Below are 16,758 nucleotides of genomic sequence, written 5' to 3'. Positions count from 1 at the left end.
CCGCAGCAGGTCGGCGGGGTTGAGCGCGTCCTGGTGGGCGAGCAGCAGGTCGTGCATCTCCCAGTCCAAGCGGAAGGTCAGTCCCGCAGCGGGCGACCCTGCGCGTCCGTGCCGCCGTTGACGAGGATCAGGATGCCGTCGATGAGGCCCCAGAGGCCGCCGGCCCCACAGGTCACCAGGCTCACGACGAGCTGGAGCACGGCGATCTTGGTGTGTCCGGTGTAGAACCGACCGGCACCGAAGGTGCCGAGCAGGATGCCGAGGATGCCCGCGACGACCTTGCTCTTGTCGGAGTAACCCGGGGCGTACCCGGGCTGGTATTCAGGAGTGGTCATGGGCGGACACAATAGTGATCCACTCGCCCGCTGTCCGTACCGCCGCCCGGCAGATGGGACGATAATGGGCGAACACTGTCCTGACGGCTGAGGTGACGTCCACCGCCGGCCCGGTCTCTGCCCTGACACTCCGTCAGGTCGTCCGGGCACCGGATGCCACTGTGCTGGCTCGTCGCGGGGTTGGACGCGCCTAGACTGCCGCCGGCGGGACCGGTGAACCGTGGCGGCAATGGGGCCGTCGTGGCGCCGAGCGGTCGGGGGAACTCAGCCCCGAAGAGAGGTGTCTGCATCGTGAAGGTCGGAATCCCACGCGAGGTCAAGAACCACGAGTACCGCGTGGCGATCACGCCGGCGGGCGTCAACGAGTTCACCCGCAGCGGCCACCAGGTCTTCGTCGAGTCCGGCGCGGGCGTCGGCTCCAGCATCACCGACGAGGAGTTCGCCGCCGCCGGCGCGAAGATCCTGGCCACCGCCGACGAGGTGTGGGACACCGCAGAGCTGGTGCTCAAGGTCAAGGAGCCGATCGCCGAGGAGTACCACCGGATGCGCGAGGGGCAGGTCCTCTTCACCTACCTGCACCTGGCCGCCTCGAAGGAGTGCACGGACGCGCTGGTCGACCGGAAGGTCACCGGCATCGCGTACGAGACCGTCGAGCTGCCCGACAAGTCGCTGCCGCTGCTCGCGCCGATGTCCGAGGTGGCGGGCCGGCTCGCCCCACAGGTGGGCGCGTTCTACATGATGCGGACCGGCGGTGGTCGGGGCGTGCTGCCCGGCGGCGTCTCCGGCGTGTACGCGGCGAAGACCGTCGTCATCGGCGCCGGCGTCTCCGGCATGAACGCCGCCGCCATCGCCCTGGGCCTGCAGTCCGAGGTGCTGCTGCTGGACAAGAACGTGGCCCGCCTGCGCCAGGCCGACGCCATCTACCGGGGGCACCTGCAGACCGTCGCCTCCAACGCGTACGAGATCGAGCGGGCCGTCCTCGACGCCGACCTGGTCATCGGCGCGGTGCTGGTGCCCGGCGCGAAGGCCCCGACGCTCATCTCCAACGAGCTGGTCTCCCGGATGAAGCCGGGCAGCGTGCTCGTCGACATCGCCATCGACCAGGGTGGCTGCTTCGAGGACTCGCGGCCCACCACGCACGCCGACCCGGTCTACAAGGTGCACGAGTCGATCTTCTACTGCGTGGCGAACATGCCCGGCGCGGTGCCGAACACCAGCACCTACGCGCTGACCAACGTCACCCTGCCGTACGCCCTCGAACTGGCCAACCAGGGCTGGCGCGACGCCCTGCGCACCGACCCGGCGCTGGCGCTGGGCCTGAACACCCACGACGGCCAGGTCACCTACGGCCCGGTCGCCGAGGCGCACGGCATGCCGGTGCTCCCGCTGGCCAAGGTGCTGGGCTGACCGACTCCACTGTCGAACGGGTCGGTGCGGGCGTCGAACCCGCGCCGGCCCTGCGCCGTGCCGTCCGCGGGTACCTCGACCACCTCACCGTCGAGCGCGGCCTGTCCGCGAACACCCTCGCCTCGTACCGCCGGGATCTGGACCGTTATCTCACGACCCTGGCCGAGGTCGGCGTCGCCGACCTCGCGTCGGTCGCCCCCGGCGTCGTCGAGTCGCACCTGGCCCGACTACGCGCGGGCGACGACGACCACCCGCCCCTGGCCGTGTCGTCGGCCGCCCGCGCGGCCAGCGCGGTTCGTGGCCTGCACCGGTTCGCCGTGCGGGAGGGGCTGGCCGGCGCCGACCCGAGCCGCGACGTCCGCCCGCCCACCCCGCCGCGCCGGCTGCCCCGCGCGCTGGGAGTCGACGACGTTTCCCGCCTGCTGGAGACCACCGGGCCGGTCACCGCGACCGGTGACGGCGCGTCGCTCGCGCTGCGCGACCGGGCGCTGCTGGAGTTCCTGTACGGCACCGGCGCGCGGATCTCCGAGGCGGTCGGCGCGGCGATCGACGACCTGGACGTCGACGAGGGCGCCGTGCTGCTGCGCGGCAAGGGCGGCCGGATGCGACTCGTCCCGATCGGCGGGTACGCCGTCGACGCGGTCCGCGCCTACCTGGTCCGGGCCCGCCCGACGCTGGCCGCCGCCGGCCGGGGCACCCCGGCGGTGTTCCTCAACGCCCGGGGCGGCGCGCTGTCCCGCCAGGGCGCCTGGATGATCCTGCGGCACGCCGCCGCCCGCGCCGGCCTGCCGGTCGAGGGACCGTCGGCGGTGTCCCCGCACACGCTGCGCCACTCGTACGCGACCCACCTGCTCGACGGTGGCGCCGACGTGCGGGTCGTCCAGGAACTGCTCGGTCACGCCTCGGTGACCACCACCCAGGTCTACACCCTCGTCACCGTCGAACGGCTGCGCGAGGTGTACGCCACCGCCCACCCGCGCGCCCGGGACTGACGCCCCGGTCGGGGTCGGTCCCGACACGCCGGGCCGGTGCCGAACGCCCTGCTGGTCGGTGGCGTACAGTCGGCATCGGCGCGGACCTCCTGGGGCGACACGACCGGGGTGCGCAGCGGCGCCGCGAAGGACGTCGGACGGCTCCGACGCCGGGTGGGTCGTCGGGAGGGGGCAACGAGCACATGGCTGGCAACGGTGACCGTGCCGAGACGTGGACGTCGGAGCTCCGCGAGCAGCAGGCCGCGCTCGGCAACGATCTGGGTCCGGCCGACCCGGCCGCCTACACGATGCGCAAGCCCATCCCCGAGCCGATGCCCACTGATCGGCACGGTCCGGCGCGCATCATCGCGATGGCCAACCAGAAGGGTGGCGTCGGCAAGACGACCACCACCATCAACCTGGGCGCGGCCCTCGCGGAGTACGGCCGCAAGGTGCTGCTCGTTGACTTCGACCCGCAGGGCGCGCTCTCGGTGGGCCTGGGTGTCAACCCGCACAACCTCGACCTGTCCGTCTACAACCTGCTCATGCAGGACGACGTGACCGCCGAGGACGTCCTCATCAAGACCGACGTCGCGGGCCTGCACCTGCTACCGGCCAACATCGACCTCTCCGCCGCCGAGATCCAGCTCGTCAACGAGGTCGCCCGCGAGATGGCCCTGGCCCGGGTCCTGCGCTCGGTCCGCAAGGAGTACGACTACATCCTGATCGACTGCCAGCCGTCCCTCGGCCTGCTGGCGATCAACGCGCTGACCGTCGCGCACGGCGTGCTCATCCCGCTCGAGTGCGAGTTCTTCAGCCTGCGCGGTGTGGCCCTGCTGCTGGACACCATCGACAAGGTGCGCGAACGGCTCAACTTCGACCTGGAGCTCGAAGGCATTCTCGCCACCATGTACGACAGCCGCACCACCCACTGCCGTCAGGTGCTCCAGCGGGTGGTCGAGGCGTTCGGCGACAAGGTCTACCAGACGGTCATCACCAAGACGGTGAAGTTCCCGGAGTCCACCGTGGCCGGTGCCCCCATCACGACGATGGACCCGGCCTCCTCCGGGGCGCGTAACTACCGTCAGCTGGCCCGCGAGGTGATCGCCGCCCAGTCGGAGCGGTAGCCGGAAGTCCCGGTGCCCGTCTCGTGGACTACGGTCGTGCGGTGACCGCGCCACCCCTGCACCCGCCCGACACCGCCGATCCGGCCGTGGTCGACGGTGCGCAGCCCGCCGGGTTCACGGTGCGACTGGCCAACTTCACCGGCCCCTTCGACCTGCTGCTGCAACTCATCGGCAAACACAAGCTCGACGTCACCGAGGTGGCCCTGCACACGGTCACCGACGAGTTCATCGCCTACATCCGCGCCATGGGCGACGACTGGGACCTGGACGAGGCCAGCGAGTTCCTGCTCATCGCCGCGACCCTGCTCGACCTGAAGGCCGCCCGGCTGCTGCCCGCCGCCGACGTCGAGGACGAGGAGGACCTCGCCCTGCTGGAGGCCCGGGACCTGCTCTTCGCCCGGCTGCTGCAGTACAAGGCGTACAAGGAGGCGGCGGCACACATCGCCGAGCTGGAAGCGGTCGGCGGCCGGCGCTATCCCCGGGCGGTGAGTCTGGAGCCCCGCTACGCCGAGGCGCTGCCCGACCTGGTGCTCGGCATCGGCCCGCAGCGGCTGCTGAAACTGGCCGTGAAGGCGATGACCCCGAAGGTGACGCCGGAGGTGTCCATCGCCCACGTGCACATGGTGCGGGTCAGTGTGCGGGAACACGCGGCGATCCTCACCGCCCGGCTGCGCCGGGCCGGCACGGCGACGTTCTCGCTGCTCTGCGCCGACTGCGAGGCCACCCTGGAGGTGGTGGCGAGGTTCCTGGCGCTGCTGGAGCTGTACCGGGAGGGTCTGGTGGCCTTCGTGCAGGAGCAGGCCCTGGAGGAGCTGACCGTGCGCTGGACCGGGCCCACCGACGGCGAGACCGAACTGCACGTCGACGAGTACGCCGGCACACCCGCCGACGCCGACCCGCCTCCCGGCCCGGAGCCGGTGGCGGCGGGGGAGGAGGCCGGCGGACCGGCCGAAACGGAAGCGACGGAGGGTGCGCGGGATGAGTGACGAGGAGCGCCGGGACTCCCTGGCCGACCAGGCCGCCGCCTGGGTTCCCCCGTGGGAACGCCCCCGCCCACCGGCCCCCACCGCACCTGCCGAGGCCGAAGCCGAAGCTGAATCCACCGACGCAGCCGTCGGTGAACCGGCCGAGCCGGTCGCACCCCACGAGCCAGTGGTGGTCGCCGAGCCGGTCGAGGCCGCCGAGCCGCTCATGCCCCCCGAGCCGGTCGGGGCCGCTGAGCCGGTCGAGGCCGCCGAGCCGCTCATGCCCCCCGAGCCGGTCGGGGCCGCTGAGCGAATCGAGTCCACCGAGCCGGTCGAGACGGCTGAGCCGGTCGAGACCGCTGAGCCGGTCGTGCCCGCCGAGCCGGTCGTGCCGGAGGCCGACGCGCCCGCTGAGGCTGCGGAGCCCGCTGCGGCGGGCGCGACTCGGGGCGTACCCCGGCGGGAGCCCGTCGGGCGACGGCGGCCGGCGGTTGTGCCGGAGCCCGCGCCCGAGCTGCCCGACGCCGAGCTGCGCGGCGCGTTGGAGGCGATCCTCCTGGTGGTGGACGAACCGGTCAGCGAGCTGGTTCTGGCCCAGGTGCTGGAGCAGCCGGCCGAGCGGATCGGGCCGGTGCTCGACGAGATCGCGGCCGGCTACACGGCCGCCGGGAACGGGTTCGAGCTGCGCCGGGCCGCCGGCGGTTGGCGGTTGTACACCCGGCCGGAATACGCTACGTACGTCGAGCGGTTCGTCCTGGACGGGCAGTCCGTGCGGCTGACCCAGGCGGCTCTGGAGACCCTGGCCGTGGTCGCGTACAAGCAGCCGGTGACCCGGTCACGGATCTCGGCCATCCGGGGTGTCAACTGCGACGGCGTCATCCGTACGCTGGTCACTCGCGGCCTCGTCGAGGAGTGCGGCACCGAATCGGACAGCGGGGCGTTCCTGTACCGGACCACCACGCTGTTCCTGGAGAAGCTCGGGCTGAACACCGTCGACGAATTGCCACCTCTCGCACCCTTCCTGCCCGACGACGTAGAAGAGCTTGCCGATGCGACCCGATAACCGTTCCCCGAAGTCCGACGCCCCCGTCTACGAGGGCGCGGAACGCCTGCAGAAGGTGCTCGCCGCCGCCGGCGTGGGTTCCCGCCGTGCCTGCGAGGACCTGATCTTCCGGCGCCGGGTCACCGTGGACGGGCGGGTCGCCAAGCTCGGCGACAAGGTCGACCCCGCCACGTCCGTGATCCACGTGGACGGCGAGCGCCTCCAGGTCGACGTCCGCCTGGTCTACGTGGCGATGAACAAGCCGCGCGGTGTGGTGACCACCATGTCGGACGACAAGGGGCGCACCGAACTGGCCGAGTTCATCGGCCGGCGGTTGGACCAGCGGGTCTACCACGTCGGGCGGCTCGACGCGGACAGCGAGGGCCTGCTGCTGCTCACCAACGACGGCAACCTCGCGCACAAGCTCATGCACCCCTCGTACGAGGTGCTGAAGACCTACCTGGCCGAGGTGGTCGGGCCGATCCCGCGCAACCTGAGCAAGCGGCTCCTCGCGGGCGTCGAACTGGAGGACGGGCCGGTGAAGGTCGACTCGTTCAAGGTGGTGGGCACCCTGGGCAAGAGCGCCCAGGTGGAGCTGAGCCTGCACGAAGGGCGCAAGCACATCGTCCGGCGGTTGATGGACGAGGTCGGGCACCCGGTCACCCGTCTGGTGCGTACCTCCATCGGTCCGATCCGGTTGGGCGACCTGCGCACCGGGCGTCTGCGGCGCCTGACCAACGCGGAGGTCGCCGCCCTGTTCCGCGCGGTGGGTGACTGACCCCCGGGCTTCGGGGTACGGCTGCCGGTAGGCTCCGCAGCGGCCGGGAAGCGGCCGCCGGAGGGTGGCGTGGGTCGCCTCGGGCGGCGGCGCGCGTGGGTGCGCCACGGGCCCCGGGCATGATGGATGACGATGGACAACCGCTTGCGGCGCCAGCACCGGGCGATCCGCGAGGTACGGGCTGAGGAGGACACGGTGGAGGAAAACGTACGGGCCGAGCGATGTGTGGTCGCTGTGGACGGGCCGTCCGGTTCGGGTAAGTCCACCGTGTCGCGGCGGCTCGCCGCCGGCATCGGTGCGCGCTACCTGGACACCGGGGCGATGTACCGGGCGATCACGTGGGCCGTGCTGCGCTCCGGCGTGGATCTCACGGACGCCGCGTCGGTGGCCAAGGTCGCCGGCGAGGCCGACCTGCGCATCGGCACCGACCCCCAGGGGTACGGCGTGACCGTCGACGGCGTGAGCGTGGACGCGGAGATCCGCGGGCCCGAGGTGACTCAGGCGGTCTCCGCCGTCGCCGCCGTGCCAGCCGTCCGTGAGCTGCTGGTCGCCCGGCAGCGCGAGATGATCGTCAACGCGGGCCGAATGGTGGTCGAGGGCCGGGACATCGGTTCGGTCGTGGCGCCGGACGCCGACCTGAAGGTCTTCCTGACCGCCTCCGAGGCGGCCCGCGCGGCCCGGCGCAGCGCCGAGGACGCCGCCGACGTGGCGGCCACCGCCGCCGACCTGGCCCGCCGCGACAAACTCGACTCGACCCGCAAGGTCAACCCGTTGGCCCAGGCGGAGGACGCCGTCGTGCTGGACACCACCGAGCTGGGCATCGACGAGGTCGTGGCCCGGCTGCGTGACCTGCTCAGCGAGCGGGGAGTGGCATGAGCGAGGGTGGTTCCTGGGTCGAGCTGCGCGAGCCGGACCTCGTCGTCGAGGAGCCGACCGGCCCGCAGCCGGTGGTCGCGGTCGTCGGCCGTCCCAACGTGGGCAAGTCGACGCTCGTCAACCGGATCATCGGCCGCCGGCAGGCGGTCGTCGAGGACATTCCCGGCGTGACCCGGGACCGCGTGCCGTACGACGCGCAGTGGAACGGCCGGTCGTTCACCGTGGTGGACACCGGCGGTTGGGAGCCGGACGCGAAGGACCGCGCGGCGGCCATCGCCGCGCAGGCCGAGACGGCGGTGGTCACCGCCGACGTGGTCCTCTTCGTGGTCGACGCGATGGTCGGCTCCACCGACGTGGACGAGGCCGCGGTGAAGATGCTGCGTCGCAGCGCCAAGCCGGTCATCCTGGTGGCCAACAAGGCCGACAACAACTCCATCGAGATGGAGGCCGTGTCGCTGTGGTCGCTCGGCCTCGGCGAGCCGTTCCCGGTGTCCGCGCTGCACGGGCGCGGCTCCGGTGACCTGCTGGACGCCATCCTCGCCGCGCTGCCGGAAGCCCCCGCGATCGTCGAGAACCGGCCGCGCGGGCCGCGCCGGGTGGCGCTGGTCGGCCGGCCGAACGTGGGCAAGTCCAGTCTGCTCAACCGGTTCTCCGGCGAAGATCGGGCCGTTGTCGACTCGGTCGCCGGCACCACAGTGGACCCGGTCGACAGCCTGGTCGAGATCGGCGGCCAGACCTGGCAGCTCGTGGACACCGCCGGTCTGCGCAAGCGGGTCGGCAAGGCCAGCGGCACCGAGTACTACGCCAGCCTGCGCACCGCCGGCGCGATCGAGGCCGCCGAGGTGGCCGTCGTGCTCCTGGACGCCAGCGAGCCGATCAGCGAGCAGGACCAGCGGATCCTCACGATGGTGACCGAGGCCGGCCGAGCGCTGGTCATCGCGTTCAACAAGTGGGACCTGGTCGACGCCGACCGCCGGTACTACCTGGACAAGGAGATCGACCGGGAGCTGCGCCGCATCCCCTGGGCGATCCGGCTGAACCTGTCGGCCATGACCGGCCGCGCCGTCGACAAGCTGGCCCCGGCCCTCAACAAGGCCCTGGCGAGCTGGGAACTGCGCGTACCGACCGCGCACCTCAACCAGTGGCTCACCGCGCTCGTGCAGGCCACCCCGCACCCGGTGCGCGGTGGACGGGCGCCCCGCATCCTGTTCGCCACGCAGGCCGGGGTGGCGCCGCCGCGGTTCGTGCTCTTCACCACGGGCCCGCTCGACGCCGGATACCAGCGGTTCGTCGAGCGCAAGCTCCGCGAGGAGTTCGGGTACGAGGGCAGCCCCATCGAGATCTCCGTACGCCCCCGCAAGAAGCTCGGCCCCGGTGGTCGGGGCAAGGCGCACGGCTGATTCCTGGCGTTCTGTCGGGTGGGCCAGACGATCACCGTCTGGCCCACCCTCCTAGGACGCTCTAGGGGTTGTGGGGTGGTTCGCCGCTCCGACAACGCGGGTGGGGCCTGTGCGGACGGGGCAGGAGTGCTGCGCTAAGCTGTACCGGCTGTCGCAGGGGGAACTCTGCGGGGGCGGGACGTGGCGCAGCTTGGTAGCGCACTTGACTGGGGGTCAAGGGGTCGTCGGTTCGAATCCGGCCGTCCCGACTGGTATTCACCAGCGGATATAGAAGATCATGTGTGATCTTGCGGTAACGCTGGCAGTAACGGAGATCGCTTAACGTGGGCTGCATCCCTCGATTCCGTTACTGCGGAGGTGCAGCCTCATGGCTGTCTACAGCTACCGCCTCGCCAACGGCCAGACCCGCTGGTTCTTCGTCATCGACCTTCCGCCGGACGCGAACGGGCGGCGCCGCCAGCACAAGCGGCAGGGTTTCCCCAATCAAGCCGCTGCGCAGAAGGCGGAAGATGACGCACGCGCTGCCTATGGCGGCGCGGACCTCGGCGCGGACGGCAGTGTCGCCGCTGAGCTCGAGAGCTGGCTCAACGAACGCGAGCTGGATGTCCAGGAGACGACGCTCAGCAACTACCGGGACATCATGCGCTGCTACGTGGTGCCGCACATCGGCACGCGGCAGCTCTACGCCCTCGACAAGCGAGTGATCCACGAGCTGTACAAGAAGCTGCTGAAGGGCGGCGGCAAGAACGGCGGTCCGCTCTCGTCGACCACCGTTCGGATCGTGCACCGGGTCATGATGAAGGCGTTGAGCGACCTCGGGGTCAATGTCGACGGTGTGCGGCAACCCCGGCAGGTCGAGCGGGAGACGATGGGACGCAAGGGCGTCTGGACGCCAGCGCAGTCGGAGAAGTTTCTCAAGTACCACGCCGATCACCGGTTGCGTGCCGCCTGGGTCCTGGCGATCGTCGTCGGTACTCGCCGCGGAGAGTTGGCCGGTCTCAAGTGGCCGCGCGTGGATCTCGATCGAGGGGTGTTGCTGCTGCACTGGCAGCGCACCACGACCAGCAACGGCGTAGTCGAGAAGTCACCCAAGGGCAAGAGCAAGCGGGCGGTAGCGCTCGGACCAGCCCTGGTAGCGGAGTTGGACGCTCACCGGACACGCCAGGCGGTGGAGAAGGCCGACGCCGGAGTTCTGTACCACGACGGCGGCTACCTGTTCTGCCGTGAGGACGGGGAGCCGTACTACCCGAAGTACTTCACCGACCAGTGGGCGAAGGCGTGCGCCGACGCCGACGTCCCGGTGATCTCCCTCCACGATGCGCGGCACACCTCCGCTACCACCGGTGCTGACGCTGGCGTTCCCGAGCACGTGATGCAGCGGCGGCTTGGTCACGCTGACAGTCGTACGACGCGGGAGGTCTACACCCACGTGCTGCCAGAGAGCGAGCGGAAGGCCGCGGAGTTGATGGAGGCTGTGCTTGGCGACGCTGCAAGCTGGTCGCCCAGGACGTAGGCGAGCTGGAAACGGGCGTTAACGCTTGGCTGTACTGCTTGCTCGCCCCGGTCTTCCCTCCCGCTGGCAAGCCGGCGTCCCTGCTGTGAGCAGGGTTTAGCCACAACAGGATGCTATGGCTGATGCCGTTACCTGTCGTTGTGCTCCCAGCTGGCAACGCACCGCGCAATCGGTTGAAGGCATCGTGAGGCTGACGCCGATACCGGCGTCTGTACGACCTCAGGGGAGGGCGCCGACGATGTCAACCACCACAAGCGACGAACACACGCCGGGCCGCGTGCAGGGGCAGGTTTGGACGATCGACGCGGTACGGGACCTCGGTGTCACCACCGATGTGGAGACTGCTGCGGCGATCTTGGGTATCGGACGCACCAAGGCCTATGCGCTGGCCAGAACCAACGAGTTCCCGGTGCGCCTTCTGCGAGTCGGCCGGCGGTACCTGGTTCCGGTACAGGCGATCCTCAAGCTTCTTGCTGCCGAGTAGTCATCTTGTGAGCAAGTCCAATCGAGCGCTGTACCCGGTTGGTGTCCCCGCGCCGACCGGCTCGACAATCCAGCGCGGGGAGCATGGCGGAGTTATCGCCCGCTTCGGCATTAGTCGGTTCGCCACATCGGACGAATGAGTAGCCGGTGTAGCGGATTCCGCAGCAACCAAACGATTGACCGCACGTGCGCGGGCACCAGGCCGGCGCTCACGGCGGGGGCAAACAGGCGTCGACGTGACCCTCGCCGCCCTGGGGGCGGGGTAAAGACGGCCGGTCCGACAGGTAAGCCCGAAGAGCGGACTACCCCTTGCGCGGGCTGCGAGCAGTTCCGCTCGGCCTGGAACCCGTCGTACGGGTTCCACCCCCAGGTGCGCAATGAACACCTCCGGCCGAGCATGCAGGAACGTGGTTGGGTCCGGATCACCCCCAACGCTCGGTGAGCAGGCTGCCGAACCCTTGCCGATTGCCTCGGTCTGCGGATCGCCACGGGTGCCCGGGGGAGTAGTGGATTAGAACGGCCGATTCGGGTCGAGGGTTGGATCCCCCGTATGCGCGAAGCAGGACTGCATCCAGAGCTTGAACGGGTCTGGGGAGGAATCGCCCCGCCTGCGCGGGGAGCAATGACCGACCGGTGCAGGGCCCTGGCCCGACAGAGGATCACCCCCGCGTGCGGGGAGCAGTTCTCCATGATTAGGTCCAGGCGTCGCCGCCGGGCCCACCCCCGCGTGCGCGGGGAGCAGATTTCCTGAGTCGCCTCAACGATGATGCCGTACGGATCACCCCCACGTACGCGGGGAGCAGTTGGGATCGTCCAGGGGGTCACCCTCGTACGTGGGATCACCCCTGCGTGCGCGAGGAGCAGAGCAGGTCCCGGAACGCCGAGCCGGCGCGCTCGGGATCACCCCCGCGTGCACGGGGAGCAGCTGGGCAGCGGCCCGGGTTTTGGCGGCGAGATGGGATCACCCCCGCGTGCGCGGGGAGCAGAACGCCTTCGCCATCCGGTCGCCCCAGTTCGCCGGATCATCCTCGCGTGCGCGGGGAGCAGTCCAGAGTATGCAGCACGCTCCGTCCCTCGAAGGCTCACCCCCGCGTGCGCGGGGAGCAGGCGGTCGAGAAGATGCGCTTCGCCTCTGACAAGGGATCACTCCCGCGTGCGCGGAGAGCAGGATCGATCGATGCGTGGCACCGGCTCGGGCAAGGGATCACCCCCGCGTGCGCGGGGAGCAGAGGGTCGCGTTGAAGCCCGTGCGGTTGCGGTACGGATCACCCCCGCGTGCACGGGGAGCAGGGATGGGCATGACGTTTGCCCCGTGCGGCCCAGGGATCACCCCCGCGTGCGCGGGGAGCAGGGGGCGTTCAGGGCAGCGATCATGTCCCAGACCGGATCACCCCCGCGTACGAGGGGAGCAGCCGATGTTGGCCTGCGCCCAGTCGACCATGCCCGGATCACCCCCGCGTGCGCGGGGAGCCGGGTGGCGCGCAACCGCTGCACCGATGCGGTCAAGGATCACCGCCGCGTGCGCGGGGAGCAGTACGGGCTACGCGTTCAAGGCCGACAAGGACGGCGGATCACCCCCACGTGCGCGGGGAGCAGACCGACGAGCAGCAGCTCGCCACGCCGGGCCCGGGATCACCCCCGCATGCGCGGGGAGCATGATCACTGCTGGCAGACCGCCCGGGCCGCCGAGGGATCACCTCCGCGTGCGCGGGGAGCAGGGACTGGAGTCGCGCTACGGCGAGATCCGCAAGGGTCACCCCCGCGATGGCCCCGTGACAACCGACCCGCGCACCATCGCGCGGGGAGCAGTGGGGCGTCGACCAGAACGTGACCTCGATCAGCGGATCACCCCCGCGTGAGCGGCGAGCAGATACCTCCTGGTCAGCGGGCTACGGGTGTGCCGGGATCACCCCCGCGTGCGCGGGGAGCAGGGTCGCGACCGGAACGGTGGTCGCGGCTACCCAGGATCACCCCCGCGTGCGCGGGGAGCAGCGCATCGCCCTCAGCTCCTGGCCGATGGTCCCCGGATCACCCCCGCGTGCGCGGGGAGCAGGTCACCGGGATCCAGGCCAAGGTCCTGGCGCCGGGATCACCCCAGCGTCCGCGGGGAGCAGGACCCCCCGTAGGCCCCTCACAGCGGCCGGACGGGATCACCTCGCGTGCGCGGGGAGCAGACGGGTGACACCGAGGGTGGCGAGCTGGGCGATGGGATCACCCCCGCGTGCGCGGGGAGCAGGGCTCGCCCGGGGCCGGCTTGTAGTCGTCGACGGGATCACCCCCGCGTGCGCGGGGAGCAGAGCCGCGACGCCTGTCGGTGTGCCGTGTCAGGGGATCACCCCCGCGTGCGCGGGGAGCAGAACAGCGCACCGACCGTCACGTGCATCACGAAGGGATCACCCCCGCGTGCGCGGGGAGCAGACGGACGACGTCGACGTTGCGATCATCGACGAGGGATCACCCCCGCGTGCGCGGGGAGCAGGCCATAGCCGCCACGGCCGCCCAGAAGCCCGCAGGATCACCCCCGCGTGCGCGGGGAGCAGCACCCGGGCGCGTACCGCCACCGCCGGCGCCGGGGATCACCCCCGCGTGCGCGGGGAGCAGGTCCAGTTGGCCGCGTTCGTCTCGAAGTAGCTGGGATCACCCCCGCGTGCGCGGGGAGCAGGTAAACCCGAGGTGAGCGCGCCGCGTCCCCCCGGGATCACCCCCGCGTGCGCGGGGAGCAGTCGGAGCTGAAGTCGTGGCTGCCGCGCATGATGGGATCACCCCCGCGTGCGCGGGGAGCAGCTGACGCTCGCCGGCGCCGGGAAGCGCAGCGCGGGATCACCCCCGCGTGCGCGGGGAGCAGACTTCTTGACCTGCGGCCCTATAGATCAACTTTGAATTTTTCATTCACTAGGTGTCGCAAGATCGTCCCCCATGATCTTCATTCGGTTGACCTTGGGGTCTGAGGCGCAAGGAGACTCTACTGAAGGGTAGGTGATGAGCTTCAAGTGAACGACTAGCGAACGAGCACTACCGCACGGTGCGCGCCGAGGACGACGAGGCCTGAGCAGCCCGAGCTGCTCAGAATTCCTACGCGGCCACCGGCGTGACGCCTGCAAAGTGCCGACGCAGCGTCGGGATTGCTGATCTCCGCCACGTCACACTCGCCGGCCGACGTAAGCCAGGTGCAGGACGACCGCTTCATGTCTCGTCCGCTTCATGATTGCGGATGGCAAGGTGGCTGACCAGGCGTTCGTAGGGTAGATCCGAACGGTTGGTGGTCCGGTTGTCCGGACCTACTTTGCGGAATCGGTGGCTGGGTCAGGCTCTTGGGACTTACTGGTGAGACCGCCTATTCAACTGTCGCGTATCCGGCCGGTATCCAGGCAGCCAACTACGCTGCGTGGTCGAGAAGGCCGGTAAGGAAGGTTCGGCCCGATAGCGGAGCCCTCCAGGTCGGTCGAGATACTGGCTTGATGCGGGACGAGTGGATTCATGTCGGGCGGTTGTGGACCAACGGTGAGCAGTTCCTCGCCATAGACAGCGCCGGGCGCAGTGATTGGCGTGGGCATACCGACGACGAGTTTGATCGGACCGTGCACTTGACGTGGCAGGAGACCGGGCTTGCAGTCGGCTCGCGGATGGCGGCTCTCGTCGGCGGGGACGGCGTCGTCCGGGATGACAGCTGGGTCGAGGTCTTCCGGGGCGGGTCCGGTGCCCTGGCGTTGGTGCAGGCTGGAGGACCGGACTACCGGAGTGTGCTGGCGGCGGCGTTGGAGTACCCGGACGATCAGGACCTTGACGGCGTGATGATCGAGGTTCGCAGTGGGGAGCTGGCGGTCTTCACTGCGGCGGCCGATGGTGACGGTGAGTTCGCGAATCCGTTCGAGCAGGCGCGGCCGGGTCCGGTGCCAGCGGAGCATGGGCCGCCGTCGCGTGGCGTCGATCCGGGGCTACTGATCAGCACGGATGGTGTGACGGCGTTCCGGTTGAAGGTCCGCTGGTTCACGGAACTCGACGAGAAGAGCTGCTTCGCGCGTTGGCTGCTCATTCCGGTGACGGCCAACGCCGAACAGCGGTCTGCCCTCGCTGAACCACTCGTCGAGCACGTCGGTCGTCCAGCCGAAGACCGTCAGCACGCTGCGCCGTTTCGGTGGTGAGCCCTTCTTGGCCTTGCCGTGCCGGACGTAGCAGACGCCGTACTCGCCGAACTCCGTCCCGCGCGGGTTGCGGCCGAAGTCGGTCGCATCCAGCATCCGGGTCTCGTTGCGGCGCAGCCCGTAGGCGTACGCAGTCTTGAACAGGGTCGCGTCGCGGAACGCCGGCAGCCAGCCCTTGCGGCCGAAGCTGCGGATGCGGTCCACCTGCTCATCGCAGTAGGCGAAGAAGGTGTGCAGTTCGCGGAGGGTGAACGCCCGCTTCGCGGCGTCGGCCTCGTTCTCCTGGACGTGCACCGCGGTGTTCCACTCGTGGACCACCTGGATCGGATGTGACCCGAACCGGGCCTCACACTGCGTCGCCCAGTCATAGGCCGGATCGGTGACGTACTGGCAGAACGAGCGCGCCGCGTCCTGATAGGAACGGATCGTGGTCCGCTTGACATGCCGGATCGAGCGCAGATCCCCGAGCCACTCGTCGAGCATCTGCGGCGCCCACTGCCACGGGAACGCGTTGGCCGCCGTCGCGAACGCGCGGACCGTCGCCCGCCGGCCCTCGACCGTGCTCGCCGCGAGGTTGCGCGCCAACTGCTGGTTGCGCCACCCGTCGAGCATCGCGTCGAACACCTGCTCGGCCGGGCGCAGCAGCGGCACCCCATCGACCAACTGCAGCCGGGCTGCGCCCGGCGCCGATCCGTTTGACCCCACCGTGACCGCCCTCCGTCACTCGCATCCAACGCGTGGATCACGCATTAGATGAGTCAGGCAACATCGTTGCGGGTTCCTGTACGTACAGGCAGGCCAACGACGACCCGCATGGCAGTGGCGAGAAATCCGTCCACGGCTACTGGCTCTACGTCGCCGGCACGTGTCCGAGCATGGCGAACGTGGACATCGAACTGCAGGCGTACTGGTGCGATTCTCTCGGTTGCCGGTGGCTGACGGTTGCCTCGGGCTCGGGCGACTACCTCGCTGGAGGCGGATCCGGCCGCAGATCTAATGCGAGGATCAACTGCTCAAACAGCACGACCGTCGGCTGGAGGGGTGCTACTGATGTCGATCTGATCGGTGTCGCCGACCCTTCCGGCTGGTACTACGGGGGTGCCGTGAACCGCGCGTGTAGCCCCTGATCGAAAGCTGCCGCCGTCCCGGCGACGACCGTAACCGGTGATCAGGTGACACGGTTTATTGGTTACAGCAGGAACGATCACGGGAATCTCGGGGGTCGGACAGTGAGCAGCGGACAAGCCGGTTGGCGCCCGTACCCGGGCGCCTACCGAGCTCCCGAAAATCTTCCCCCGGTGGAGCCCGGTCGTATCGTTGGCCTAGTTGCCAGCTGCGATCTTCGAGGGGCGTACCCCGAGGATGCAAGTACCCGGAGCTTCACGGTCAGTGAGTTGGCGGTGCTGGAGGACGGTCGGCGCGTGCTCCTGCACGCGGAACGTGGGTTCACTGTCACTGCTAGATCAACCGGCGTCCCGGGTGGCGTCGTTCCGCTCGTCGAGACTCGGGACAGCATCACCCAGTACGTGTTGAACGCCGTGCTTCCCGACCACGCCGAAGAGTCCGCAGAGGAACATCCTTGGTCGTGGCTGGCCGAGCTAGCTCGGGCTCGCGGCCTGGATGTGACCGCAGAAGATCTACGAGGTCTTCCCTATCAGGTGGTCTTCACCGACATAGTGACCCGATGGCTCGCGCCTACCTGAGCTCCAGCGCCTAGAC

General features: G+C 69.9%; 15 protein-coding genes, 1 tRNA gene and 1 CRISPR repeat array. Of the genes, 13 read left to right on the top strand and 3 right to left on the bottom strand.

The features are described from left to right. Positions 1–77: 77 nt before the first annotated feature. A complete protein-coding gene (locus tag AB0J36_RS01830) occupies positions 78–401 on the bottom strand; it encodes a TM2 domain-containing protein (RefSeq protein WP_357172254.1) in 324 nt (107 codons plus the stop codon). A gap of 225 nt (positions 402–626) precedes the next feature. On the opposite strand from AB0J36_RS01830, the gene ald reads away from it, so the two are divergent. The 11 genes from ald (at position 627) to AB0J36_RS01775 (ending at position 10,898) form a co-directional block, all read left to right on the top strand. Continuing rightward, positions 627–1,742, top strand: coding sequence for an alanine dehydrogenase (ald, locus tag AB0J36_RS01825; RefSeq protein ID WP_357172044.1), 1,116 nt, complete (start codon positions 627–629; stop codon positions 1,740–1,742). Next, entirely contained in the window at positions 1,739–2,734 is a 996-nt protein-coding gene (locus AB0J36_RS01820) for a site-specific tyrosine recombinase XerD (protein WP_357122139.1), read from the top strand. Before ald ends, AB0J36_RS01820 begins: the two co-directional genes overlap by 4 nt. A gap of 182 nt (positions 2,735–2,916) precedes the next feature. After that, positions 2,917–3,840, top strand: a complete 924-nt coding sequence (locus tag AB0J36_RS01815) for a ParA family protein (RefSeq protein WP_357120878.1) — start codon at positions 2,917–2,919, stop codon at positions 3,838–3,840. 56 nt (positions 3,841–3,896) lie between these two features. After that, positions 3,897–4,826, top strand: coding sequence for a ScpA family protein (locus AB0J36_RS01810; RefSeq protein ID WP_357122142.1), 930 nt, complete (start codon positions 3,897–3,899; stop codon positions 4,824–4,826). Further along, positions 4,819–5,868, top strand: a complete 1,050-nt coding sequence (scpB, locus tag AB0J36_RS01805) for an SMC-Scp complex subunit ScpB (protein WP_357172045.1) — start codon at positions 4,819–4,821, stop codon at positions 5,866–5,868. Before AB0J36_RS01810 ends, scpB begins: the two co-directional genes overlap by 8 nt. Beyond that, the gene (locus AB0J36_RS01800; protein ID WP_357120884.1) at positions 5,855–6,625 is read left to right on the top strand and encodes a pseudouridine synthase; all 771 of its coding nucleotides are present in this window, start codon (positions 5,855–5,857) and stop codon (positions 6,623–6,625) included. Before scpB ends, AB0J36_RS01800 begins: the two co-directional genes overlap by 14 nt. Positions 6,626–6,820: 195 nt before the next feature. After that, on the top strand, positions 6,821–7,501 hold the full coding sequence (gene cmk, locus AB0J36_RS01795) for a (d)CMP kinase (RefSeq protein WP_357172257.1): 681 nt from the start codon (positions 6,821–6,823) through the stop codon (positions 7,499–7,501). Further along, a complete protein-coding gene (der, locus tag AB0J36_RS01790; protein WP_357120887.1) occupies positions 7,498–8,901 on the top strand; it encodes a ribosome biogenesis GTPase Der in 1,404 nt (467 codons plus the stop codon). The genes cmk and der overlap by 4 nt, the downstream gene beginning before the upstream one ends. A gap of 174 nt (positions 8,902–9,075) precedes the next feature. Next, positions 9,076–9,149, top strand: a tRNA-Pro gene (locus AB0J36_RS01785). 119 nt (positions 9,150–9,268) lie between these two features. After that, positions 9,269–10,414 carry a tyrosine-type recombinase/integrase gene (locus AB0J36_RS01780; RefSeq protein ID WP_363660023.1) on the top strand — a complete coding sequence of 382 codons (1,146 nt, stop codon included), beginning with the start codon at positions 9,269–9,271 and terminating at the stop codon, positions 10,412–10,414. A gap of 238 nt (positions 10,415–10,652) precedes the next feature. Further along, positions 10,653–10,898, top strand: coding sequence for a helix-turn-helix domain-containing protein (locus AB0J36_RS01775; protein ID WP_363660022.1), 246 nt, complete (start codon positions 10,653–10,655; stop codon positions 10,896–10,898). A 1,841-nt stretch (positions 10,899–12,739) separates the two neighbouring features. Next, positions 12,740–13,742: direct repeats of the CRISPR family, unit length 28 nt; unit sequence GGATCACCCCCGCGTGCGCGGGGAGCAG. A 493-nt stretch (positions 13,743–14,235) separates the two neighbouring features. Here AB0J36_RS01775 and AB0J36_RS01770 read toward each other — a convergent pair. Together AB0J36_RS01770 and AB0J36_RS01765 are read right to left on the bottom strand one after the other, a co-directional pair. After that, on the bottom strand, positions 14,236–14,802 hold the full coding sequence (locus tag AB0J36_RS01770) for a hypothetical protein (protein ID WP_363660021.1): 567 nt from the start codon (positions 14,800–14,802) through the stop codon (positions 14,236–14,238). Positions 14,803–14,832: 30 nt separating this feature from the next. After that, positions 14,833–15,744 carry a site-specific integrase gene (locus AB0J36_RS01765; RefSeq protein ID WP_363660020.1) on the bottom strand — a complete coding sequence of 304 codons (912 nt, stop codon included), beginning with the start codon at positions 15,742–15,744 and terminating at the stop codon, positions 14,833–14,835. Positions 15,745–15,776: 32 nt separating this feature from the next. Between AB0J36_RS01765 and AB0J36_RS01760 the strand changes: the two genes are divergently transcribed. Together AB0J36_RS01760 and AB0J36_RS01755 are read left to right on the top strand one after the other, a co-directional pair. Continuing rightward, positions 15,777–16,166 carry a hypothetical protein gene (locus AB0J36_RS01760; RefSeq protein ID WP_363660019.1) on the top strand — a complete coding sequence of 130 codons (390 nt, stop codon included), beginning with the start codon at positions 15,777–15,779 and terminating at the stop codon, positions 16,164–16,166. 171 nt (positions 16,167–16,337) lie between these two features. Next, positions 16,338–16,742, top strand: a complete 405-nt coding sequence (locus AB0J36_RS01755) for a hypothetical protein (protein WP_363660018.1) — start codon at positions 16,338–16,340, stop codon at positions 16,740–16,742. Positions 16,743–16,758 lie beyond the last annotated feature (16 nt).

Source organism: Micromonospora sp. NPDC049662, from assembly GCF_040675055.1.
In the GTDB taxonomy this organism is placed as follows: Bacteria; Actinomycetota; Actinomycetes; order Mycobacteriales; family Micromonosporaceae; genus Micromonospora.
This window is presented reverse-complemented; position numbering and strand designations above follow the sequence as displayed.